The organism is Nicoliella sp. ESL1149 (genome assembly GCF_058107265.1).
Window position 1 is genome coordinate 246,592 of sequence record NZ_JBYLUE010000002.1, and the last position, 24,509, is coordinate 271,100.

The 24,509-nt window shown below is 31.4% G+C and carries 24 protein-coding genes and 1 tRNA gene; 2 read left to right on the forward strand and 23 right to left on the reverse strand.

Annotated elements, in window-relative coordinates; genetic code table 11:
* Positions 1-3 precede the first annotated feature (3 nt).
* The 7 genes from AC3B6G_RS01225 to uvrC form a co-directional block, all read right to left on the reverse strand.
* A tRNA-Ser gene (locus AC3B6G_RS01225) sits at positions 4-91 on the reverse strand.
* Positions 92-164: 73 nt separating this feature from the next.
* Complete coding sequence (locus AC3B6G_RS01230; protein ID WP_489848643.1) at positions 165-683, reverse strand: adenine phosphoribosyltransferase; 519 nt, start codon at positions 681-683, stop codon at positions 165-167.
* Positions 684-705: 22 nt separating this feature from the next.
* Positions 706-3,012 (reverse strand): single-stranded-DNA-specific exonuclease RecJ, encoded by a 2,307-nt coding sequence (gene recJ / locus AC3B6G_RS01235; protein WP_489848644.1) that lies wholly within the window; start codon positions 3,010-3,012, stop codon positions 706-708.
* A gap of 17 nt (positions 3,013-3,029) precedes the next feature.
* On the reverse strand, positions 3,030-3,386 hold the full coding sequence (locus AC3B6G_RS01240) for a lipopolysaccharide assembly protein LapA domain-containing protein (RefSeq protein WP_489848645.1): 357 nt from the start codon (positions 3,384-3,386) through the stop codon (positions 3,030-3,032).
* Positions 3,387-4,334 (reverse strand): ribonuclease Z, encoded by a 948-nt coding sequence (gene rnz / locus AC3B6G_RS01245; RefSeq protein WP_489848646.1) that lies wholly within the window; start codon positions 4,332-4,334, stop codon positions 3,387-3,389.
* A gap of 139 nt (positions 4,335-4,473) precedes the next feature.
* Positions 4,474-5,760: a GTPase ObgE gene (obgE, locus tag AC3B6G_RS01250; protein ID WP_489848647.1), complete on the reverse strand. Its 1,287-nt coding sequence runs from the start codon at positions 5,758-5,760 to the stop codon at positions 4,474-4,476.
* Between the two features lie 40 nt (positions 5,761-5,800).
* On the reverse strand, positions 5,801-7,609 hold the full coding sequence (uvrC, locus tag AC3B6G_RS01255) for an excinuclease ABC subunit UvrC (RefSeq protein ID WP_489848648.1): 1,809 nt from the start codon (positions 7,607-7,609) through the stop codon (positions 5,801-5,803).
* Positions 7,610-7,692: 83 nt separating this feature from the next.
* Here uvrC and AC3B6G_RS01260 point away from each other — a divergent pair, with 83 nt between their 5' ends.
* The gene (locus tag AC3B6G_RS01260; RefSeq protein WP_489849550.1) at positions 7,693-7,866 is read left to right on the forward strand and encodes an SPJ_0845 family protein; all 174 of its coding nucleotides are present in this window, start codon (positions 7,693-7,695) and stop codon (positions 7,864-7,866) included.
* A gap of 27 nt (positions 7,867-7,893) precedes the next feature.
* Here the strand turns inward: AC3B6G_RS01260 and yihA are convergent, their stop codons facing one another.
* The 7 genes from yihA to rpsO form a co-directional block, all read right to left on the reverse strand.
* On the reverse strand, positions 7,894-8,472 hold the full coding sequence (gene yihA / locus AC3B6G_RS01265; protein WP_489848649.1) for a ribosome biogenesis GTP-binding protein YihA/YsxC: 579 nt from the start codon (positions 8,470-8,472) through the stop codon (positions 7,894-7,896).
* A 52-nt stretch (positions 8,473-8,524) separates the two neighbouring features.
* A complete protein-coding gene (gene clpX, locus AC3B6G_RS01270; RefSeq protein WP_489848650.1) occupies positions 8,525-9,763 on the reverse strand; it encodes an ATP-dependent Clp protease ATP-binding subunit ClpX in 1,239 nt (412 codons plus the stop codon).
* Between the two features lie 143 nt (positions 9,764-9,906).
* Entirely contained in the window at positions 9,907-11,217 is a 1,311-nt protein-coding gene (gene tig / locus AC3B6G_RS01275; protein WP_489848651.1) for a trigger factor, read from the reverse strand.
* 170 nt (positions 11,218-11,387) lie between these two features.
* Positions 11,388-12,575 carry an elongation factor Tu gene (tuf, locus tag AC3B6G_RS01280; RefSeq protein WP_489848652.1) on the reverse strand — a complete coding sequence of 396 codons (1,188 nt, stop codon included), beginning with the start codon at positions 12,573-12,575 and terminating at the stop codon, positions 11,388-11,390.
* Between the two features lie 195 nt (positions 12,576-12,770).
* Positions 12,771-13,676 (reverse strand): hypothetical protein, encoded by a 906-nt coding sequence (locus tag AC3B6G_RS01285; RefSeq protein WP_489848653.1) that lies wholly within the window; start codon positions 13,674-13,676, stop codon positions 12,771-12,773.
* The gene (locus tag AC3B6G_RS01290; protein WP_489848654.1) at positions 13,669-15,396 is read right to left on the reverse strand and encodes a ribonuclease J; all 1,728 of its coding nucleotides are present in this window, start codon (positions 15,394-15,396) and stop codon (positions 13,669-13,671) included. The genes AC3B6G_RS01285 and AC3B6G_RS01290 overlap by 8 nt, the downstream gene beginning before the upstream one ends.
* A gap of 162 nt (positions 15,397-15,558) precedes the next feature.
* A complete protein-coding gene (rpsO, locus tag AC3B6G_RS01295; RefSeq protein WP_489848655.1) occupies positions 15,559-15,828 on the reverse strand; it encodes a 30S ribosomal protein S15 in 270 nt (89 codons plus the stop codon).
* A gap of 224 nt (positions 15,829-16,052) precedes the next feature.
* On the opposite strand from rpsO, the gene rpsT reads away from it, so the two are divergent.
* A complete protein-coding gene (gene rpsT / locus AC3B6G_RS01300) occupies positions 16,053-16,307 on the forward strand; it encodes a 30S ribosomal protein S20 (RefSeq protein WP_489848656.1) in 255 nt (84 codons plus the stop codon).
* A gap of 71 nt (positions 16,308-16,378) precedes the next feature.
* On the opposite strand, the gene holA is transcribed toward rpsT, so the two are convergent.
* The 9 genes from holA to AC3B6G_RS01345 form a co-directional block, all read right to left on the reverse strand.
* Positions 16,379-17,407, reverse strand: a complete 1,029-nt coding sequence (holA, locus tag AC3B6G_RS01305) for a DNA polymerase III subunit delta (protein ID WP_489848657.1) — start codon at positions 17,405-17,407, stop codon at positions 16,379-16,381.
* A 6-nt stretch (positions 17,408-17,413) separates the two neighbouring features.
* On the reverse strand, positions 17,414-19,441 hold the full coding sequence (locus AC3B6G_RS01310; RefSeq protein ID WP_489848658.1) for a DNA internalization-related competence protein ComEC/Rec2: 2,028 nt from the start codon (positions 19,439-19,441) through the stop codon (positions 17,414-17,416).
* Positions 19,442-19,638: 197 nt separating this feature from the next.
* On the reverse strand, positions 19,639-20,121 hold the full coding sequence (locus AC3B6G_RS01315; RefSeq protein ID WP_489848659.1) for a ComE operon protein 2: 483 nt from the start codon (positions 20,119-20,121) through the stop codon (positions 19,639-19,641).
* Between the two features lie 33 nt (positions 20,122-20,154).
* Positions 20,155-20,832, reverse strand: coding sequence for a helix-hairpin-helix domain-containing protein (locus tag AC3B6G_RS01320; RefSeq protein WP_489848660.1), 678 nt, complete (start codon positions 20,830-20,832; stop codon positions 20,155-20,157).
* A gap of 65 nt (positions 20,833-20,897) precedes the next feature.
* Positions 20,898-21,941 (reverse strand): SepM family pheromone-processing serine protease, encoded by a 1,044-nt coding sequence (locus tag AC3B6G_RS01325; protein ID WP_489848661.1) that lies wholly within the window; start codon positions 21,939-21,941, stop codon positions 20,898-20,900.
* 2 nt (positions 21,942-21,943) lie between these two features.
* Entirely contained in the window at positions 21,944-22,420 is a 477-nt protein-coding gene (coaD, locus tag AC3B6G_RS01330; RefSeq protein WP_489848662.1) for a pantetheine-phosphate adenylyltransferase, read from the reverse strand.
* A gap of 2 nt (positions 22,421-22,422) precedes the next feature.
* The gene (gene rsmD / locus AC3B6G_RS01335) at positions 22,423-22,980 is read right to left on the reverse strand and encodes a 16S rRNA (guanine(966)-N(2))-methyltransferase RsmD (protein WP_489848663.1); all 558 of its coding nucleotides are present in this window, start codon (positions 22,978-22,980) and stop codon (positions 22,423-22,425) included.
* Between the two features lie 14 nt (positions 22,981-22,994).
* Complete coding sequence (locus AC3B6G_RS01340) at positions 22,995-23,261, reverse strand: DUF2129 domain-containing protein (protein ID WP_489848664.1); 267 nt, start codon at positions 23,259-23,261, stop codon at positions 22,995-22,997.
* Between the two features lie 5 nt (positions 23,262-23,266).
* A complete protein-coding gene (locus AC3B6G_RS01345) occupies positions 23,267-24,460 on the reverse strand; it encodes an FtsW/RodA/SpoVE family cell cycle protein (protein WP_489848665.1) in 1,194 nt (397 codons plus the stop codon).
* Positions 24,461-24,509: the final 49 nt, after the last annotated feature.

The window sequence follows — 24,509 nt, forward strand, 5'->3', positions numbered from 1 at the left end:
AAAAGGAGAGTACAGGAGTCGAACCTGCCCGCCGAGATTAATCGGTTCGCCGGATTTCGAGTCCGGTGCATTACCGCTCTGCCAACTCTCCACAAAGAGCACAAGAAACATTATAACAATCATCTTAATTATTGTAAATGATTTCTTATCCTCAAAATAATTAATTAATATTTAATCAAACTTAAAATATCATAATCTTTAATTTTATCACGACCATGCAAGTCCATTAGCTCAATTAGAAAGGCAGTCCCGACAACGATTCCACCTAATTTTTCGACAAGTTCAATCGTTGCCTTAATCGTTCCACCAGTAGCCAATAAATCATCTGTTACTAAAACTCTTTGACCCGGTTTTACGGCAGTTTTACTTAAATAAAGTGTCGATTCACCATATTCTAAACCATAACTTGCACTAATTGTTTCACCAGGAATTTTGCCCTTTTTACGAGCAGGAGAAAAACCAACTTCTAGTTGGTTCGCAATCGGACATCCTACAATAAACCCACGTGCTTCAGGGCCTACTACCATATCTACTTTACGATCTCTAGCATATGCTGCAATTTCTGAAGTTGCTTGGTGATAAGCAGTCCCATCTTCTAATAATGGTGACATATCGCGATATAAAATCCCTTTTTCTGGGAAGTCCTTATAAGTTGCAATATATTTTTTTAAATCTAAAGTCATCATAATACTCCCTTTTGCATTCTTATTTATTTAAACATTTATAAATGAAATTGAATAGATTTTGCTGATTTCCCAGTAAAATCTTATTTATATTCACTTTTTGAAGCCTTTTTTGATAAATACTTGCAGATTGTAAACTCTGCTTAGTTGGATTCGGATTAATGCTAACAATTCCATTTTGAATATCAATAAAATCAAGTTCGTCAAAAACCTGCAATATAAAGATTATCAGATTTTTAGGAAGTTGCAAATGTTCTTGTAACTTTACAAATGATTCTCTTAAGTTAAAATGTTCATTTTCCTTTATAAAATTAAAAACTGTCACAAAATCATTTCTGTTCGGCATTTTAAACTGTCCTGGCTGATAATAAAAATAAAATTTAAGTTCTTGTGTTTTCAAATTATTAATAACATTAGTAAATTGATTTTCAGTTAGCGGACAATCGACGATTGTAACTTTATCAAGTTTTAAGGGTTCGTCAATATTATTTGCAATTATAATCTTAGAAGAATCACTAATATATGGTTTTAATTTTTTAGCTAATGTGGAATCAAAAAACAAATAATAATAGTTATTATTAAACATCGATTTAGTTAAATGATTACTGCGATTATCAATTAAAGAAACTCCATCTGTCTTAATATCATCTAATAATAACTGTAAATTCTTGTGCCCTTGCCACTCGTTCAAATCGATTTTCCCAGCAACTGCAACTTTAATTCCAACATTTCGTAGATCATTAATTAATTCACCCTTCTTAAATGCAACTACAGAAACACGACCATTAACGGAATTAGCCATAAATTTCAAATGTTGTTTATTGTTTCCCATAACCATTATGTTACTAATATGATTGGGATGGATTTCAAAAATTGGTTCATCATTATCAGTTCCAAATGGTGCCATTTTTCTTATATCATCATATAAATTCAAATTTATTTCTTCAATTGGCAATACACTGGTAATATCTAATATGGCTTTTTCACTTTTTTCAGAATAATGATGATTATAAAAATCATCCAAACTATCTTCTAACAATTCAATTTTATTCTTAGCAACTGTTAATCCAACAGCCATTTCATGTCCACCAAATTTAGCTAAATCATTTCGAATCGAATCTAATGATGCAAATAAATTAAATCCAGAGATACTTCTCCCTGAACCTTTATATGAATCAGATGAATCTTGTTTGGTTAACACCAAAGTTGGCTTATGATATCTGTCTACTAAACGACTAGCAACAATTCCTAAAACACCCTCATGCCAATCATTAGAATAAATAACCAAAGTATGTCTTTTTTTATTCTTAGGGCTTTCAGCTTGTTCGACAGCCTCTTTTGTAATCTCACTAACCAATTGTTGACGTTCTTTATTTTTATTCTCAGTTAAATCAGCTAACTCTTTTCCCTTTTCAGGATCTAAAGTTGTCAATAATTCAACTCCAACATTAGCATCACCCATTCTACCCAGTGCATTCAAACGAGGTGCAATCTGAAAACTAATTTGATGTTCGCCAATTTCTTTACCATCTAATCCAGCATTTTTTATTAAGTTTGCTAAACCAGGCCGTTGAGTTAATTTAAGGGCCTCAAATCCAAATTTAGCAATAACACGATTTTCATCAGTTAAAGAAACCATGTCCGCAACTGTCCCAATCGTAACTAGATCCAAAACTTCTTGAGGAATATCATCAGTCAGAGCACAAGCAACTTTGAAAGCAACTCCAGCTCCAGAAAAGTCCCCAAACGGATATTCGTCTCCAGGAAAACGTGCATGAACAATTGCAAATGCGTTCGGTAAATTAGGTGGTAAATTATGATGGTCAGTGATAATAACATCACACCCTAGTTTATTAGCAACATCAACCGCTTCGTTTCCAACAATTCCATTATCAACGGTAATAATTAACTTAGTTCCTTCTTCAATCAACTTTTGAAAAACACTACTATTAGGACCATAACCATCCTTAAACCGATTTGGAATATAATAATTTACATCTGCACCGATTTCTAACAATGTTTCATATAAGATAGATGTACTTGTAATTCCATCTGCATCATAATCTCCATAAATAGTGATTCGTTCACCCTTACTGATGGCATCACTTATCCGATCGATTGCTTTACGCATATCATGAATTAAAAATGGGTCACGAAGATTTTCGGGACTAGGATTCAAAAAAGTCGTTATTTCTTTAGCAGTTTTCATCCCTCTTTGCCATAATATAGCAGTTAAAATTGGCGTAATTTTTAATTCATCAGCTAATGCATTTATTTCAGGACTAATTGTTAATTTATTAACATGCCAATTATATTTTGCAGAAATCATCTAAAGCTCCGTTCAATTTATTGTTTATTTGAATTATCCTTATTAGTATCTTTTACAGTTGTTTTAGCTGAATTATTTGCTTGTTTTAATTTTTGTTGTAATCCATTGATCTTATTCTTCAATGCTTTTATTTCATTAACAGATGCTTTCTTTTCCTTATTCCTATCAAAATGGGCATGCATATATGATGAGGAAGATAGTAAGAAGCTAATCAAAGCTCCAATTAATATCCAAAGAATCAACATGATGATCATTGGTAACTGTAACTTTCCAAAACCAAAGTTAACAGCCACTGATTCGACATTTAAGATAGCAAAAATAACGATTAATAATACTAAGACTAAAACCAAAATTGTTTTAATTTGTTTTTTCATTTATTTATTATCTCCTTTAATTTTTTTAAATGGAATGTCAACAACATCAAAATCATTAACGACCTTTGTATTTTTAAATACATCACGAGCTTGTTTTTGTAACATTTTTGCCATACTACCAGTGTATCTAGCAGAAATATGGGTTAATAATAATAGCTTAACGGCCGCTTTTTTGGCAAGTTGAGCAGCTTGAATATTAGTAGAATGATAATAATTTCGAGCAAGTTTACTTTCATCCTTACCGAAAGTACTTTCGTGTACTAATACATCGGCATCTTGAGCAAGTTTTAAAGAATTACCATTTTTTCTTGTATCTCCCAAAATGGCTACAGTTCGACCTGGTTGGGTTGGACCTAAATAATCTTGACCATTAATGACTCTTCCATCATCTAACGTAACCGTTTGACCATCCTTGATTCTACCATAAAGTGGTCCTGAAGGAACTTTATCTTCCTGCAATTTAGTAACGTTTAATTCTCCAGGATGGTCATGTTCAATAACTCGATATCCAAAACATTGAATGTTATGTTCCAGTTCTTCAGCTAAAACAGTAAAACCATCTTCATTAAATAACTGACGTCCATGGTCAAATTCAACGTACTTAATAGGATAACTAATTTTAGTTTTTGATACCCGTAGACTAGTTTGAATATATTCTTTAATTCCAATTGGTCCATAAATAGTCAATAAAGTATTACCACCTTGGAAAGAGCGACTACTCAATAATCCAGGTAAGCCAAAAATATGATCCCCATGAAGATGCGTTATAAAAATGCGATTAATTTTTCTTGGTTTCAAATTAGAATTCAATATTTGTTGCTGAGTTCCTTCACCAACATCGAACAACCAAACTGAATTACATTCATCTAATAATCTTAATGCTGTACAAGCAACATTTCTAAATTTCCCTGGAACTCCTGAACCAGTCCCTAAAAACTCTAATTGCATACAAGTTCCTCTTCCGTTTTTTATCAATTAATTTCCAAAATACATCTTTTTTATTATATCACAGCTCATAAATTGATTAAGGAGCTCAAAAAGGCCAGAATAAAATATTCCGACCCTCTTATTAAAAATCATTTTAAAATTATGCTTCATACGTAAATTGAAAATCTAAGATCGTAACCGTGTCGCCACCCTTAGCACCTGCTTCACGCAATGCATCATCAACGCCCATTCCATAAAGTTGACGTGAGAAACGAAGAACACTTTGTTCATGTTCCATATTCGTTTTCTTAAAAAGGCTTTCAATTTTATTACCACTAAGGACCCATGTCCCATCATCATCTCGACTAATTTTAAATGCTGGTTCATCATCAGATGACGAAAGAACTTCTTGAACATCAGGTTCATCAGTAATTGGAAACATAGGGGTTTCATCAAGCAAGTCAGCTGTTTTACCAATTAGAGGTTTTAATCCCTTATGCGTAATTGATGAAATTGGTAATACTAAATTTTTATTTCCACTCTTCTCAAGTTGGTGCTTAAATTCTTTTAAGTTAGCTTCAGAATCTGGCATATCCATCTTTGAAGCAACGATAATTTGAGGACGATCTAATAATTTAGAATCATATTGAGCTAATTCTTTATTTATTTTTTGGTAATCATCATAAGGATCACGACCTTCAGTTCCACTCATATCAACTAAATGTAAAATTACTCGCGTTCTTTCAACATGTCTTAGAAACTCAAATCCTAATCCAACTCCAGTAGATGCACCTTCAATCAAACCTGGTAAATCAGCAATAACAAAATCTCTTCCATCATCCAATTGTACCATTCCTAAATTAGGTACCAAAGTTGTAAAATGATATCCGGCTATTTTAGGCTTAGATTTGGTAATCGTTGATAACAAAGTAGATTTACCAACTGATGGAAATCCAACTAATCCAACATCAGCTAATACTTTTAATTCTAATCGAACATTTAAGGTCTCTCCTGGATTCCCATTTTCTGCAATTTCAGGAGCTTGATTTCGTGAACTCATAAAATGAGTATTTCCGCGACCACCACGACCACCATGAGCAACTGTAAATTGATCACCATCATGGATTAAATCACAAATTAACTCATTAGTATCATCATTATAAATAGAAGTTCCTTCAGGGACTTTAATAATTCTATCATCAGCACTGCGTCCCGTCATTTTCTTATTTCCGCCATCAGCTCCATTGGAAGCTTTAAATTTTCCATTATAATTAAAATCCATTAACGTACTCATCCCTGAATCAACTTTGAACACAATATTTCCACCGTGTCCTCCATCTCCTCCAGCAGGGCCACCATTAGGAACGAATTTTTCCCTTCTAAAAGCAACGGTTCCATTACCACCCTTACCGGCTTGAAGCTGTATTTTTACTTGATCTACGAACAAAATAATCGCTCCTTCGTCTTCTTTATTATTTTATATTATACTATATTTGCTTTTCCGTTTTTGCATGTTCATTTAAACTGAGCTTTATCGTTTGGGCAACTGTGTTTGAAATTCCTAATGAAGTAATATCATCGATCGAAGCACTAGCTATATTTTTTATAGCTCCAAAATGTCTTAATAATTTATTTCTTGTTTTCGGTCCGACACCTTTAATGTTATCTAATCTTGAACTCATTGAATTTTTAGCATGTAATTGACGATGGAACGTAATTACAAAACGGTGGACTTCATCTTGAATTCGCTGAACTAAATAAAATGCTTGAGATTTTGGATTTAAATTTAATGGCGTATCAGAATGACCAAACAATAAATCGGCAGTCTTATGTTTATCATTTTTTACCATTCCAGCAACTGGAATATTCAAATTCAATTCGTTCACTAAAACATCCTTAACTGCATTCATTTGAATTTGGCCACCATCCATTAGAATGAGATCTGGTAATTCATCTTCAGCATGTTCTTTTAACACTCTTGAATATCGTCGGCGAATTACTTCACGTGTGCTAGCTGCTTCGTCAGCATGATCAACCGTTTCTAACTTATATTTACGATACAATTTACGCATTGGGCGACCATCTTTAAATACGACCATCGCTGATACTAGATCAGCTCCTTGAATATGCGAATGATCAAAAGCATCAATTCGATGACCATGTGGTAATCCCAAATCATCCATCAATTCGTTCATTGCCCCATCAGTCTTTTGATAATTCAACTCTAACAAGCGAAATTTCTCCTCTAGAACTATCTTGGCATTTTTTCCTGCCATGTCCAGTAATGAACGTTTTTGTCCTCGTTGAGGCGTTCTAACTGGAACATCCAAGACTTCTTTAATAATATCTGCAGGTAAGTTCTTTGGAATTAATATTTCTTTTGGCAATGGTTGATGACGTTTTTGATAGAATTGAACAATAAAACTAACCATTTCTTCTTTTGGATCATTAATGATTGGATATAATCGTTTAATTCTCGTCATTAGGCGAGCTTGCCGAATACAGAAAACTTCAATCGACATCCATCCCTTATCAACATAATAATTAAAAATATCACGAGGTGTTTGATCCTGAGAAATAATTTTTTGCTTTTGAACGGTGATTTCAATATATTTTAACTGATCACGAATTTCTGCAGCTCGTTCAAATTCTAACTTATCAGCCGCTTTTCTCATTCTCTTGGTCAACATCTCTTTAGCAATCGTCACATCCCCATTTAAAAAGGATTTGATATGTTTAATTTGTTTATCATAAGTAGATTTAGGAACAGTCTTAAAACATGCTCCTAAACATTGCCCCATATGATAATACAAACAAGGTCGATGTTGAAAACCATTACATCGTCTCAAAGGATAAACTTTTTGAAGAAAATTAACTGTTTCATCAGCAGCATATACATTTGGATATGGGCCAAAATAGGATGCCCCATCTTTTTTGACATAATTAACAATTTTAATTTGCGGATCTCGTTCGTTAGTAATCTTAATGTAAGGATAACCACCATTTCCTTGCTTTAATTGAATGTTAAAATAAGGACGATGCTTTTGGATAAGGGTTATTTCTAACAAGAATGCCTCTTTATCAGTAGAAGTAGTTATATAAGTAAAATCAGCAATATTTGACACTAATTTAGCAGTTTTCCCTGTATGACTACTTTTAAAATAAGAACGAACCCGATTTTTTAAATTTTTTGCTTTTCCGATATATATAATGTGTTCATTTTTATCCCGCATTTGATAGCATCCAGGAAGATCTGGTAATAATTTTAGTTTATTCTCAATATGTTGGGAAGCCACTAATTATCCCTCCTTTTTTAACATAATTATTAAAGCAAATGACAAAACAAGTTATCTTTGGTATCATATCCTTAAATAAGGAGATGATACAGTTGGGTATTAAAATAAATCGTAAAGATGATTTAGATAAATTATTTGGTAAATTCGCTCAATTAAATCCTAATGATAATAAACGTGATGATTTCTTAAAAGATAAATCCAAAGAAAAGGAAAAGCAACGTAAGAATAGAATTTTAAAGCAAGACGAAACCAAATAATACTAAAAAGCCCTTTAAAGGGCTTTTTTATTTTATTGTGTTTTCTATCCAATCCCACACATCATTTTTTCCATCTTTAGTTGCAGCTGAAAATAGAATGATATCTGAAAATTGAGGCATCGCTTTCTTTACGATTGATAAAGTTTTATTCCATTTTCCACGAGCAACTTTATCCATTTTAGTAACCACTAATAAACATGGAATTTTAAAATATGAAAGCCACTCTGCCATTTGTAAATCATCTTTTGTTGGTTCGTGACGACCATCAATTAATTGAATTACCCCTCTTAACTCTTTTCTTTGGGTTAAATAGGTTTCAATCATATTAGCCCATTTTTCACGCTCTTTTTTGGAAACACGTGCAAAACCATAACCAGGAATATCAACAAAATATAAAATGTCATTAACGTGATAAAAATTCAAAGTTTGTGTTTTACCAGGTTGGCTTGATGTCCTAGCATAACTTCTTCTATCAATCAACACGTTTGTTAAAGAAGACTTACCAACGTTCGATCTTCCCACCATTGCAATTTCTGGCTGTTTTTGTCTGGGATATTGTTTTGGTTCCACGGCGCTAATTTCTAATTCAACATTATCAACTTTCATAGTCATCACCCTTAAAAAAGGACTGGGCAAACGCCAGTCCTTTTATTTATTGTTATTTCTTCTTAATTTCACGTGGTTTTGTATGTTTGTTTACTGATGAAGCAGTAACAACTACTTTTTCAATATCAGGTTCACTAGGAACTTCATACATAACATCTTCCATTACATCCTCAATAATGGATCTAAGGCCACGCGCACCCGTCTTTCGTTCAATTGCTTTTTTAGCCATGGCTTTTAAAGCTGTCTTTTGAAATTCTAATTCTACACCATCTAAAGAAAGTAATTTTTCATACTGTTTAGTTAATGAATTCTTAGGTTCAGTCAATACTCTAATCAAGTCTTTTTCATTCAACTTATTTAAAGCAGTAATGATTGGAATCCGACCAATAAATTCTGGAATCATTCCAAACGTTAACAAATCTTCTGTTGTAACGTGTTGCATAATCGTATCCTCATCTAAGTCAGATAACTCTTTTGAGTCGGTTCCAAAACCAATTGTTTTATCACCTAAACGATCTTTAATGATATCTTGAATTCCATCAAACGCACCACCAATAATAAATAAAATATTAGTAGTATCGATTTGAATGAATTTTTGTTGGGGATTCTTTCGTCCTCCCTGAGGCGGAACGTTAGCAACTGTTCCTTCAAGAATTTTCAATAGAGATTGTTGAACCCCTTCACCAGATACATCTCGTGTGATTGACACATTCTCACCTTTTTTGGCGATTTTATCAATTTCATCAATATAAACAATTCCCTTTTCTGCTCGTTCAACATCGAAGTCGGCATCTTGAAGTAATTTCAAAAGGATATTTTCTACATCTTCACCAACGTAGCCAGCTTGAGTAATACTAGTTGCATCTGCAATTGCAAACGGAACATTTAAAATTCGTGCTAAGGTTTGGGCAAGATAGGTCTTTCCAGAACCAGTAGGACCAATTAAAGCAATATTACTCTTTTGAAGTTCAGTGTCACCGGCTTTAGCATGAGCCATTGCTTGAACTCGCTTATAATGATTGTAAACAGCGACAGCTAATGTCTTCTTAGCTTCTTTTTGACCAATAACATATTCATTTAATTTATCAACAATATCTTTAGGAGTTAAAGATTTAAAATCAGTTTGTTCTTTATCATTATTAGATAATTCTTCATCTAATATTTCTTTACATAGATCAATACATTCATTACAAATGTATACACCTGGTCCCGCAATAATTTTCTTTACTTGATCTTCTGTTTTACCACAAAAAGAACATGTAACCGGACCCTTAACATCATCATCAAACAATGTTTAACCCCTCCTTTTATTTTTCATCACATTTTTTCAACTATATCATAATATCTAAAAATTAAAAAGTGATTTGCATAACTAAAAGAAGCCCATCAATCAGCAAATGCTAAAAAATGGACCTCCCTTCATTAACTCATTAATTATTTTTTATCGCTATCTTTACTAGTCTTTTCAACTTCTTTAGCGTTGTCAGTAATAACTTTAACAGCTTTTTGAATAGCAATATCATGCTTCAACATGTCATCAGTCAATGCACTACGAACTGCATCTTCTTTCATGCCATATTGTTTAGCTAAATCAGCAACTTCAGCTTTGATATCATCTTCGTTAGGTTCAATCTTTTCAGCTTTAACAATTGCTTCTAAAACTAAATTAGTTTTAACACGTTGTTCAGCGCCATCAGCAAATTGTTTCTTCAAATCTTCTGGCTTAGTACCAGTGATCTTAAAGTAAGTTTGAGCATTGATACCTTGTTGTTGCATATTAGCCATATATTGATCAGTTTGACGTTGAGTATCTTCATCAATCATAGCTTCTGGAATATCTTTAATTTCAGAATTATCTACTGCAGCATTAATTGCTTCATCTTCAGTAGTACTTGCAGCTTGATTGTCTTTTTGTTCTTGAAGATCTTTTCTTGTTTTATCTTCAAGTTCTTTCATATTATCAACATTTTCATCAACATCTTTGGCAAAGTCATCATTTAATTTAGGTAATTGTTGTTCCTTAACTTCGTGTAACTTAACCTTAAATGTTGCCTTTTTACCTTCAAGTTCTTTAGCTTGATAGTCCTTAGGGAATGTTACATCAACGTCAAATTCATCACCAGGTTTATGACCTTCAATTTGATCTTCGAAGTTATCAATAAATGAATGTGATCCTAATTCTAAGGAGTAGTTAGTAGCTTTACCACCATCAAAAGGCTTACCATCAACATAACCATCAAAATCAATGGTTACTGTATCACCCTTCTTAGCAGCACGATCAACTAATACTAATTCTGCTTGTGATTGACGTTTCTTTTCAATTGCAGCATCAACATCTTTGGAAGTAACAGTAGTATCTTGTTTTGCAACTTCAACACCCTTGTACTTACCTAACTTAACAGTTGGTTTAACACTAACCTTAGCAGTTAACACCCAAGGTTTACCCTTTTCTAAGGACTTAACAGCAACTTCTGGTTGAGCCACTGGTTCAATCTTAGTTTCTTTAACAGCATTTGAATATGCTTCAGGTAATAAGAAGTTCAAGGCATCTTGATATAGAGCTTCTTCACCATACATTTCGTTAAATACTTGACGTGTTACCTTACCCTTACGAAAACCAGGGATATTAATATTCTTTTTATTCTTATTGAAAGCCTTTTCTAAACCTTCTTTAATCTTATCTGTACCAATTTCAAAGGTTAATACACCATCGTTGGTACCTTTCTTTTCCCATTTTGCAGCCATTATATTCCCTCCGAAATGAAATATTTTATTCTGATTTACGAAAATAAGCTTAACAAGCTTTATTTCCACTACATATGGAATTATACCATCTAACTCATGTTGTATCAATTATCCTTATTTTTATGTACAAAAAAAGACTAGTTCAACTAGTCTTTTTTTAGAATCTAAAATTAGTCTTCAATCTTAGAAACGATTCCGGCACCAACGGTGTGACCACCTTCACGAATAGTGAACTTAGTACCTTTCTCAATGGCAACTGGCTTAGTTAATTCAACGTTGAATGTAACGTTATCACCAGGCATAACCATTTCAACACCGTCTTCTAGTTCAACAACACCGGTAACATCAGTGGTATGGAAGTAGAATTGTGGACGGTAGTTTGAGAAGAATGGAGTATGACGTCCACCTTCTTCTTTAGTTAAGATGTAAACTTCACCAGAGAACTTCTTGTGAGTCTTGATTGAACCTGGAGCAGCAAGAACTTGTCCACGAACAACTTGAGTACGGTCAACACCACGAAGTAAAATACCAACGTTATCTCCGGCTTCACCTTCGTCAAGAGTCTTACGGAACATTTCAAGACCAGTAACAGTAGTCTTGATAACATCTTCAACTAAACCAACGATTTCAACTTCTTCACCGACCTTGATAACACCACGATCAATACGACCAGATGCAACAGTACCACGACCAGTAATGGAGAAGACATCTTCAATTGGCATTAAGAATGGCTTACTGTCATCACGTTCTGGAGTTGGGATGTATTCATCAACAACATCCATTAATTCCATGATCTTAGCTTCGGCATCTTTGTCACCTTCAAGGGCTTTAAGAGCTGAACCACGAACAACTGGAATATCATCACCAGGGTAATCGTATTCTGAAAGTAATTCACGAACTTCCATTTCAACTAAGTCAACTAATTCGTCATCATCAACTAAATCAGTCTTGTTTAAGAAGACAACGATGTAGTTAACACCAACTTGCTTAGCTAAAAGAATATGTTCACGAGTTTGTGGCATAGGACCATCAGTTGCGGCAACAACTAAGATAGCACCATCCATTTGAGCAGCACCAGTAATCATGTTCTTGATGTAATCAGCATGTCCTGGAGCATCAACGTGGGCATAGTGACGCTTTTCAGTTTCGTATTCAACGTGCGCAGTGTTGATCGTAATACCACGTTCACGTTCTTCTGGAGCAGCATCGATATTAGCGTAGTCTTCAGCCTTAGCTAAACCTTTTTCGGATAATACCTTTGTGATGGCTGCAGTTAAAGTAGTCTTACCATGATCAATATGGCCAATAGTACCAATATTTACATGGGGTTTTGTTCTTTCATAATGTTCTTTTGCCATTAATGAAAACCTCCTGTTATTTTTCGAAAGATTTGTATGGGAAATTCCACACATCTTTTAGTATTATTATACTACATCTCAATAGAAATACAAAACTATATTCAGCATTTCTTCAAGGTTTTAGTATTGCACCTTTAATATTATATTAGTTAGTAATTTATTTGTAAACATCTATTGAACAATTTTTTTATTTTATTATTTGAAACTCATATCTGCTGTAATTTTGTTTAATTTTTGTTGCCATTTTTCAATTTCTTTGATTGAATCATTTGCATCGGTTATATTTTCTCCATCTAAATGAATATTTAAAACATCTATCCACTTAGATTCGCAACTAACAATTTCATCATTTAAAGGATACAAGTACATCATGTACAAATTGTAAGTACTTTGCAAATATCTGGTTTTAAAATGATCAATTGATGAAAACCGTTCAATAATATCTTCAATTCCAGTAACATAACTCTTACTTTTTGTTAAAGGAACAAGTGTTGAAATATCGACTATATGAACTTGATCATCAATACAATAAACTTTAATTTTCTTAGATAATCCTAAATTCTTTAAATCATTCAAAAGTTCACATCTTACAATCGGGTTAATAAATGGATTCATTAAGTTATATTCAGAAGTCGAAATAAAATCATCAATCGGTAACTTCTCTGCTAGTTCCAAAAGATATTTTTGTTGAGATAGTGTTGCTCTACTTAAGTCAATACATTTTCTTTTAATTTCTAAAATGTCATTTTCTTTATATTCTTTGAACCATTTTTCCTTTTGTTCAACCATTTTAAATAGTGATAATTGCATCACTTTATCGTTAATGGTATTAATGCTAATCCTAGCCTTTATAAATAAATTATTTTGTAAAAGAATGTTCACCATTAATTTAAAATCATCAATATTTTCATAAGTATTAATTTTTTCAAATAAATATTTACTTGCTTCTTTGAATTGATTATTGAAATAAAGTGCTTTAACTAACAAATGGTTCACCTTTACAGATGAACCATTCCTATTCAATTTAGTTAAAATTTTGATTGTTTTTGAATATTTTTGTTTGTCAAAAGAACGTTGGGCTAATTCGAATTCCTTATCCATTTTTCTTTTCGGATTTCTTAGCATGTTTCTTAGTATTCTTATGACGGCGATGTTGGTTAACTTCCATAATAACAGGCAAAATAACTGGATGACACTTTGTTTGTTCATATAGGTATGAATTCAAACTTTCTCGAACGTCCTGTTTAAGATGACTCCAATCAAATTCTTTATTGTTTAAATTATTTTGAACAGTTTTAACAATTAACTTTGCACAATTACTAATCAAATCTTTATTAGCTTTGACATATATGAAACCACGTGAAGTAATTTTAGGAGTTGAAACAATCGTCTTGTTCTTTCGATTAATTGTTACAACCGCAACAAAAATACCATCCTCAGATAGAATCTTTCTATCACGCAAAACGATATTCCCAATATCTCCAACACCAATTCCATCGATCATAACATCGCCACCCTGGACGCTGTTACCTCTTAACATCTTACCGTTTTCATATTCATAAACATCACCTTTAGATGTTAAGAAAATGTTTTCTGGTTTAATCCCAACTTCTGCCGCCAATTGAGCATGTGCATAAAGCATCCGATATTCACCTTGAATTGGAAAAAGATATTTAGGTTTTAAAAGATTAAGCATTAATTGTAAATCACTTCGACTTGCATCACCAGAAGAAGCTAAATCATCAGAAATCATCGCTACTTCTCCATCAGCACGATAAATCATATCCCTAGTTTTAGCAACGTTGGTTTCCATTGCAGGAGCAGGAGTCGTTGCAATTAATACAACATCTCCTTTATTAATATTAATCTTTTCTCTTTGGTTAGCCATTCTTTGAATTGCTTTTATTGGTTCACCAGTTTTTCCAGTTTGTAAAATAACCGTGTCTTCTGGATCTAATTTATCCAATTCTTTATATGAAGATATGATCATATCATCAGCAGGAACATTCAATTTGTTTAGCTTGATTGCAGTAGTAATAATTCTTTGTAAACTACGGTTCGCTAAAAATACCTTCCGTTCATTTTGATGAGCAACATTGAGAATTTGCTGAATTCTCAATAGATTATGAGCCGCACTAGCAACAATAATTCTACGATTCTGATAGTTTTGAAATACATCATTAATGTATCCTTCAACTTTATACTCGTTTACACTTGTCTTGTAATTTTCAGCATTTCTTGAATCACTAAGTAATGCTAAAACACCTTTTTGACCAAGTTGAGCTAATGCTGCTAAATCAGTTTTATATCCATCTTGAGCAGTCTGATCAAACTTAAAGTCACCAGTATATACAATTCTCCCAACGTCAGTTGAGAGAACCACACCCATTGATTCTGGAATTGAGTGGGTCGTATTAAAGAAAGAAACCGTTACATCATCAAAGACAATTTCTCTTTTTTCATCAATCACATTAAATTGATTATAAGAACGGGTTTCCTTATAATCATTAACAACCAACTTAGCCAAAGCAATCGTTAATTCAGAACCAAACACTGGAACGTCAAACTCTTTAAGAAAATATGGTAAAGCACCAATAGCATCATAGTGACCATGGGTAAGAAAAACTCCAACAATTTTATCTCTATTTTCTTCAAGATAAGTGAAATCTGGAATAACAAAATCAATTCCTAACATTTCATTTTCCGGATATTTTAAACCACAATCTAATACATATATTCCATCATTTATTTGTACTGCATATAAATTTTCGCCATCTTGGCGCACTCCACCTAATGGAATGATTTTAATATTTGTTTTCATAATTCACCTCAAAATTTATTTAAAAACCCAAACTAGGCTATACTCGATCTTACAAATTAAGTCTATTTTATCATACTTTATAAATTAACGGGGAAAAACAAACAAATCTATGTACAAAAAAGGTGAAGCTTCATATATAACGAAGCTTCACCTTTAAAAATATTAACGACGTAAGCCTAAGCTCTTAATTAATTCACGGTAACGTTGTACGTCATTGTTACGTAAATATGCAAGAAGGTTACGACGATGTCCAATCTTCTTCATTAATCCACGTTGTGAATGGTAATCTTTACGATTTTCTTTCATGTGATTGTTAATTTCATTAATGTCTGCAGTCAAAACAGCTACTTGAACTTCAACAGAACCAGTATCTCCTTCGTGACGTGCATACTTTTTCATAATTTCATTTTTACGACCTTGTGTAAGTGCCATAAAAAATCCCACCTTTCAATTTTTATATAAACCAATTACTGAGTCATCCGTCAGTGAGAAGCGAAAATAACTAAGCAATGGTCGTACAATTAACTATGATACTAGAAAAGATTCGAAACAGCAAGAATAATTTCAAAATAACTAAACAATGTTGCATTCATTTCGTTATCTATTGTATAATAACGAATGTTGCAATTATGAATATACATCTGGAGGTGAATTACATGCCAGTTATTAAATCAGCTATTAAACGTGTAAAAACTAATGAAACTGCTAACAAGCGTAACGCTAGTCGCTTAAGCTTAATGCGTAGTGCAATTCGTACTTTTGAAAAAGCTAAGGCTAACAACGAAAGTAACGTCGAAGAAGCTTTCCACAATGCCCTTAGTAAAATTGATCGTACTAAGTCAAAAGGCTTAATCAAACCTAACAAGGCTAGTCGTGATAAAGCACGTTTGACTCGTTTATTCAATAAGTAAACAAAAAAGCTCATATTATTTTGGGCTTTTTTATTTTACAAAATTTAAAAAGGGATAACTTATTAAATAAGTTATCCCTTTTTAATATAATTAGCAAATTTAATCATAAACATCTCAAATAGTAATTCTGGAGAAGTCGTTGCAGATTTTAACTTAGACTCAACATTAAATAATTCTAAATAAGCTAACTGTAATTGATCGATTTTAAATCCTCTAATAGTTTGAATCGCTAGTTTAATTCGATATGGATGTACTTTTAAACTAGTTGCTAAACTCCCCTGTGTATATCCCTGATTAAACAAAATCATAACTTGAATCAATAAGCGAAATTGACCTAATAGAATTGCATTTATTTGTAATGCAGCTTGACCAGATATTAAAAGATTATGATATAAGTCAATTGCATCTGTACTTTTTAGACTTAGAACTAAATTGATTAAATCAAAAACATTTTGAACTAATGAATTAGTAATTAATTCGTCTACTGCTTTTGCATCAATTTTTTTATTCTTTTGACAAAACAATAAAATTTTGGGTAGTTCATTCATAATTAATGATAAACTTCCACCCGTTTTAGTAATCAATAGTTCCATTGCATTTCTATCAATTTGGTATCCTTTTTTACTGATAATTGATTTTACATACTTTCTCATTTGAAATTCTGAAAAATTACTCAAATCAATTTTTACAGATTTCTTATTTAATAATTTATTAACTTTTTTTCGATTATCTAATTTATCATATGGTGCAATAATAACTAACGTTGTAGTTTCCATTGGCGTTTTCAAGTAATTGAGCAAAACATCAACGTCTTGTTTTACTTTCGACTTAGTATTTCCTGTTAAAAAAATAGGATTAGAGATCATTACAATTCTACGTTCACCAAAAAAAGGAGCAGATAAGGCATCATTGATAGCATCATTGATAGCAGTCACATCCATATCATAATTTGCATAATTCATTTCACGCTCTTCTTTAGGAATTAAACTTATAAATTTATTTTTTAAACGTTCAATCAGATAATCTTGTTCTCCCTGAATTAAATAAACAGGTTTTAAATTTTCATAATTTAAATCATGTAAAATAGTGGTGAAATTCATTTAAAATTACCTTCTTAACTTTGTTTCAAAATACCCGTCATTCTTAGAATATCGATATCTTATCATCCCATCAATCTGTGTATTATAAATTTTCATTTTACGTTTCATTACATTTTCAATAGTTTCTTCATTCGGGTGATTATATCGATTGTTTCTTCCAGCAGAAATAACGGCAATTTTAGGATTCAATCTATCCAAAAATTCTGGATCAGATGATGTTTTACTACCATGGTGTCCTAATTTTAACACATCAGTCCTTAAAAACGGATAATGATTTATCGTCTCTAATTCTCCCTTTCGATCTAAGTCCCCGGTGAACAACCACTTTAAACCACCTATTTCACAACTTAATACCATTGAATCTTCATTTTTACCCATCCCGGAATTAAAGGGGTGGTACACATTTAATGGAGTGTCCAAAATATGATTTCCTGCCTTTACAGGAATTAATTTAGTAGAATTGCTATTTAATTGAACTTTTTTCATAAATGAAGGATTATTTTGCATCCCATCAGGAATATAAATTTTATCTACGTCCATCAATTTAAGAAATGCTGGTAAATCTCCACAATGATCTGCATCTTGATGACTAATACAAATATTATTGATTTTACGAATTCCAATACTTTTCAAATAATTAATTGATGTTTGTTCTGCTTTATACTTATTAGGATCCTTCTGTTTACCAAATATTAAACGTCCCCCTGTATCAATTATGGTCACACTTTGATTCAAAGGTTCCCTAATCAAGAAACTATCTCCCTGTCCTACATCAAAATAACTCACTTCTCCTTTGACGGGAAAATGAATCCATAAAAACACACCCATATAGATACTTAACAATATAATTATTTTTTTGACTGTAATTGAATCAAACAGGGTAGCTGTTACTATTAGTAAAATAAAAATAATGCTGTAATGTGGTTTCCCAACTAAAATATTCCCCGGTAGTTTACTTATCAACATTGCAAAATTATCAAATATACTTATAATTCCAGCACAAGTAGTCCCAATAATTGGTATTACAGGATAAGTTAATCCGCCAATAATTACAGCTGGCATTATTAAAACTGAAAACAATGGTAATAATAGGATATTTGCTAGTAACGATAATACATGCCATTCATAAAGATAATAAATAATAATTGGTACCCCAATTAAATTCATTATAAATGTTTGTTTTAAAAGTGACATTTTATTTGTAAATAAGAGTCCAAATGAAAGAATATAACTTAATTGGCATCCCATTTGAAACAAGACTTGTGGATAAAATAATAAATTTATTATTAATACTAATCCCCATAAATCGACACCATTAAAATTAATGTTTTTTAAATTAAATATTATTCTTAAGCCACTCGTCAATACAGCACGCAATAACCCCACTGAAGAACCAGCAAATATAAAATATATTGGTAGAACTAATAGAATTAAAATTTGAATATTTTCTCTTTTTAAACGTAATCGTACCAAAAAAGATTCAATTAAATTAATTAAAAAATAAACATGAAATCCAGAAATACTGAACAAATGAATTAGACCTAATTGACGAAGTCCTTCAATTTCTTCCATTAATTCTTGATCCATTATTCCTAATATCAAACTAGAGAAATAAACCCCTAATGGATGGGGCAGTTTTTCTGAATATGTTATCCATTTTGCACGAAATTGATGAATTAATTGGGAAAATGTTGGCTTTTTACACTCATCAATAGTTACAATGTTTTCTAATTTTAGAGCATTCGTAATTCTCTGAGTCCTATAATAACGTCTCAAATCAAACTGATTAAAGTTAGTTGCCTCTGGGAAATCTTCAACGGAAGCATTTCCTTTAATATAAAGTGTCTTATTCTTAAGAAGATTAAGCTGTTTAATGTTATTATTATTAATCCTACCAAAAAAGGATATTTTCTGTTGTTTTATACCTAAAAGATTGGCTTTACCACTTATAAAACCATCATTAATTTTAAAGTCATCTGCATTAATGGTCATTTCAGCAGTGATTTCTTGATTTAATCTTTGATTCTTAATCAATCTATTTTCATGAAAACAAAATATTATCATCAAAAACGATAAAATGATAGACACCAAAATAGTTTTTATTGATCGAAAATAAATTAATTTTATTATCGACCAAAAACAAATCAATAGTCCAAGCCATAAACTACCCCAAAAAATTATCGTAATACTAGTTAATAGAAACGAACATATTAAAATTACATTGTTTTTAATTATTCATCAGAAGGAAGCGAATCAAATGGTAAATTTTCAATTGTGGATTTAGGAATTTTCACTTGTCTTAATTCGACATGCTTTAATTTCAAAAGATGCATTGCATAAGGGTCATTATGGTAATTTCTAAGATAATTAATCTTCACAATTCCTGCTTGTAACAACATTTTTGTACATTGTAAACAGGGAAAATCAGTTACATATATTTCAGCACCATCAGTTGGTTCTCCAAATTTTGCACATTGAAGAACAGCATTCATCTCTGCATGAATAGTACGTAAACAATGTCCGTCAACCATGTAACAACCCGCGTCTATGCAATGTTCATCTCCTGATACAGAACCGTTATAACCACCAGCAATGATTCTTCGATCTCTTACCAAAGTTGCTCCAACAGAAAGTCGGTTACACGTACTTCTGGTTGAAATTAAAATTGCTTGCAACATAAAATATTCATCCCACGGAATTCTTCTTTTTGTCATAGCTAATACTCCCTCTTCTTTAAATAGAGTATATCATATTGAAATTGAGTCTTTCATATTTTCCAACATTTTATCACCAATACCACTAACTTGTTTTAAATCTTCTATTTTTTTAAACTCGCCATGTTCTTTTCGATAATTTATAATTTGTTCTGCTCTTTTTTCACCAATTCCCGTGATTTGCTGAAGTTGAGTAACATCTGCAGTGTTTATATTAATTTTATTTCCTACTTCAGAAGTAGAACTTGAAGAATTATTTACCTGACTCGTTGAATCATTAACATTTGAATCAGGCACCTTTTCTCCTTTTTGAGGAATATATAATACCTGTTGATCATTAACTTTTTGAGCTAAATTTATCTTTTTTACATTAGCTTTTTTAGTTAATCCACCTGCCATGTCAATTACATTAGAGCAACGTAAATTAGATTTTAAACGATATACTCCTGGATTTTTTACGGCTCCTTTAATATCAACATAAATTTCTGTTACTTCTTCTTTATTTTCTTGAACAGATGCTCTACTTTCAACTTCACTATGTGATAAACTTGAAATTTCTGAATTACTTGTTAGATTATTTTTAGATGTTGAAGCATTTGGTTTATTAATAAATAAAACACTCAGCAATATTAACAATAACACAATTAAAGCAGCCATTCCTATCATAATTTGATTTCGATACTGATCAAAAAGCATCTTTATTCGTTCCATCCTTATTCTCCTTTCTCCATTAATAAAATACGAAAAAAAGAGCTAAATTAATTAGCTCTTCCAATTTATTTATTCAAATATTTTAAAGCATCGTTAAATGTTTTTATTGGAATTACTTTCATATTAGGAGCATACTTCTTAGCAGTTTGTTTAGCCAGTTGATAATTAGTTACATGATCTGGTTCAATAGATAAAATAGCTTTACTTGGTTTAATATAAGGGGCTAAAAAAATTGTTGCTCCTTGCTTCTTAGCCGTAATAACCTTTTTATCAATTCCTCCAATTTCACCAACTTGACCAGATGGTGAAATGGTTCCAGTACCAGCAATAATTCGTCCACGTTTTAAATTATGATTGGCTAATTGACTATAAACCTGTAAAGAAAACATCAAACCTGCTGAAGGACCACCAATTGCTCCAGGATTAATTGTAGTTGGTAATTTGGACTTAACTTTTAAATTATCTGTTAATGTAATCCCAATTCCCGAATTGTTCGTTTCAGGTAATTTAATCAACTTACCAGTTTCATTATAATAATGCTTCCCTCTTAAATACTGAATCCTTATTTTACTACCAATCCGATGATGCTTAATATATTTTTGATACCCAGAAGCATTAGCATATTTCTTACCATTAACTTTTAAAATAATATCTCCAACGTGTAATTTATTGAAAGTAGATTGTTTCAACTTACTTAAAACATAAATTCCCTCATTATGTAATTTTACTTTTGCATGAGCTGCTCGACTTCCTACATAAATTGCACTATTAATTGCACTTTGCATATAAAACTTTTGAACATTATTATATGTTGCCTCATTCTCCCCTTGAGTAACATCATTAATATTCTCTAAATTATAATAAGGATAAAATAAACTTTGAACATAGGAATATGGAGTGGCTTGAGAAATCCCGACAGATGTCAATAATAACTTTCCTCGATTATTATCGGGATGTCCCTTTATTGAAACCATAGTTTTTAAATTAACAGCTTCTCCTGGACCTTCTACTAATTTAGGAAGAGGAAAATTAAAGAATCCTAAAATTAAAACCATCAAAGAAATTATTCCAATAATTAATTTATATTTATGTTTATGAACCTTTTTCATTATTATTCCTTCTTTATTTTCATTGCTTTTAAGACATTTTTAGGAAGGTAAGAACTGACATTCCCGTTAAATTTAAATATCTCTTTTATCATTGTTGAGGAAATTGCTTCGTATTTTGAATCGGTAATTAAACAAACAGTTTCTATTTTAGAATCTAAATTCTTATTTAAAGTTGCAATTGCATGTTCATAATCAAAGTCAGTTGAATTTCTAATTCCCCTTACTATCACAGACACACCGTTTTTTTGAGCATAATCAATTATTAAGCCATCAACAATTCTCACATCAACGTTTTGAAGATTTGAAATTGTAGATTCAATCATTTTCTTTCTTTCAATCGGCGAAAATAAAGAGTTTTTACTAGTATTATTTCCAATTACAATCGTTAAACTATCAAAAAGAAGACTTGCTCTGGTGGCAATATCTAAGTGACCATTTGTAAATGGATCAAAACTTCCTGGAAAAATTGCTTTCACCATTCTTATTCCCCCTGATATGAGTAAATAGTCAATTGTGTAATTCCATAGTGTTTTTGTTCAACCATCTTAAAATTATTTATATTATTTTCCATCAAAGTTTTATCATCAGTTTCACATATGATAACAGCATTAGGTTTTAACAGATTTAAATCAATTAATTTCCCCATATCTTTTACCATTTGTTGTTTTTTATATGGCGGATCTAAAAAAACGTAATTGAATTTTATTTCTTCTTGATTTAATTTTTTTAACGCAGCATTGGCATTCATTTTCAATGCCATGAATTTTTCTGGTTCTTTTGTAATTTCAATATTTTCTTTAATAGTTTTAATTGCTGCAAATTGACGATCTATTAAAACTGCATAATCCATCCCACGAGAAATAGCTTCAATTCCAACATTTCCAGAACCAGCAAAAAGATCTAAAATTTTTCCGCCATCAAAATAAGGCCCAATCATATTGAACAACGATTCTTTGACTTTATCAGTGGTTGGTCTAGTTAAATTTGTTGGGACAGATTTTAATCTTCTGCCTCCATAATTTCCTGAAATAATTCGCAAAATAGGCCTACTTTCTAAATTTCATCATCATCTTCGTCTTCAACATCTTGAGTCTGTGAAAAAGTCTTAACTAAATCATTTAAAGGTGAGATACTAACTCGTTTTACTGAACCAATCTTTTTTAATTTGTTAATTATTATGTCATAATCATCAGTATTTACATAGATTACAATGTAACGATTGGATTTCGATGAATAAACAATAAAGCCCATTTTTTTAATCATATTAATATTTCGAAAAGAAGCAACCATTATAATCAATTTAACTTTCTTAGGAAACATATTAATTACCCTTCTTTAGAACTTATTTTTTGCTTATAACTAATTTTTAAAACGACTCCTAAACACAAACATAAAGTTACCATACTTGAACCTCCATAACTTATAAATGGAAATGTAACCCCAGTAATTGGTAATAAACCAATTACTCCTCCAATATTAAAGAAAGCCTCAATTAGTATAAAAGATGCAGTCCCATAACAAATCATCATATCTCTTATTGTATTAGTGTCCATCCCAATTTTAACAATTCTCATTATGAGTAACATCAAAATTAATATGATTAGAATTACTGTAAAAGCACCTAATTCCTCTGAAATAATAGCCATAATAAAATCCGTATTTGGTTCAGGCAAATAACCGGTCTTTTGAATACTATTTCCTAAACCCACTCCGAACAATCCCCCATTACTAAATGCATAATAAGAATTTACTAATTGTTGTCCAGATCCTTGAGCATGGATAAACGGATTAGAAAAAGCAATAATTCTTTGAACTTGATAATTATTCTTCATAAATCCATTACTAAAAATTGGAACGAAAACTTTCATTAATAGAAACCAAATTCCTAAAATAATTGCTGTACCATAACCAATTGATCTAAACTTATTTTTTTTAATTGATAACACCATCATTAAAATAATAAATAGATTAATTGCTGTTCCTCCCAAGTCAGGTTGTAACAGAACTAAACCTAATGGAATAGCTTCTAGATACGAAAAGTATTTTAAATTTTTTAGAAATGGGTGCTCATAAATACTCTTAGCATTTTTTTGGGCATAAGTTGCATAATACATAATATAAAAAAACTTTATAAATTCAGCAGGTTGTAATTTTAAAGGACCTAAATTAATCCATCCAGCTGAACCGTTTACAGTTTTACCAACAACAAGTAGACCCATTAATAAGAGAGCTATTAAAACATCAGTAAAAAATAAAAAACTAAGAGAAGAAAAATATTTATGCAAGAAAGGTTTATCAATTTTTTTAAATATAAACCACATTGAAAATATTCCTAATAAAACAAAAAAGCTTTGCTTAAATAAATAAGCAATTGGAGATCCACCATTTTGAATTGCAATATTAGAACTAGCAGAATAGACCATTATAATTCCTATAATAACTAGAACGATAAACGGTCCTAATATGTAGTAGTCTAAATTTTTAAAATTGATTTTATTATCATCGGTAAACCTATTCATTAATAATCCTTCTTTAAATAATAATTATAAATAATTATACCATATTCCA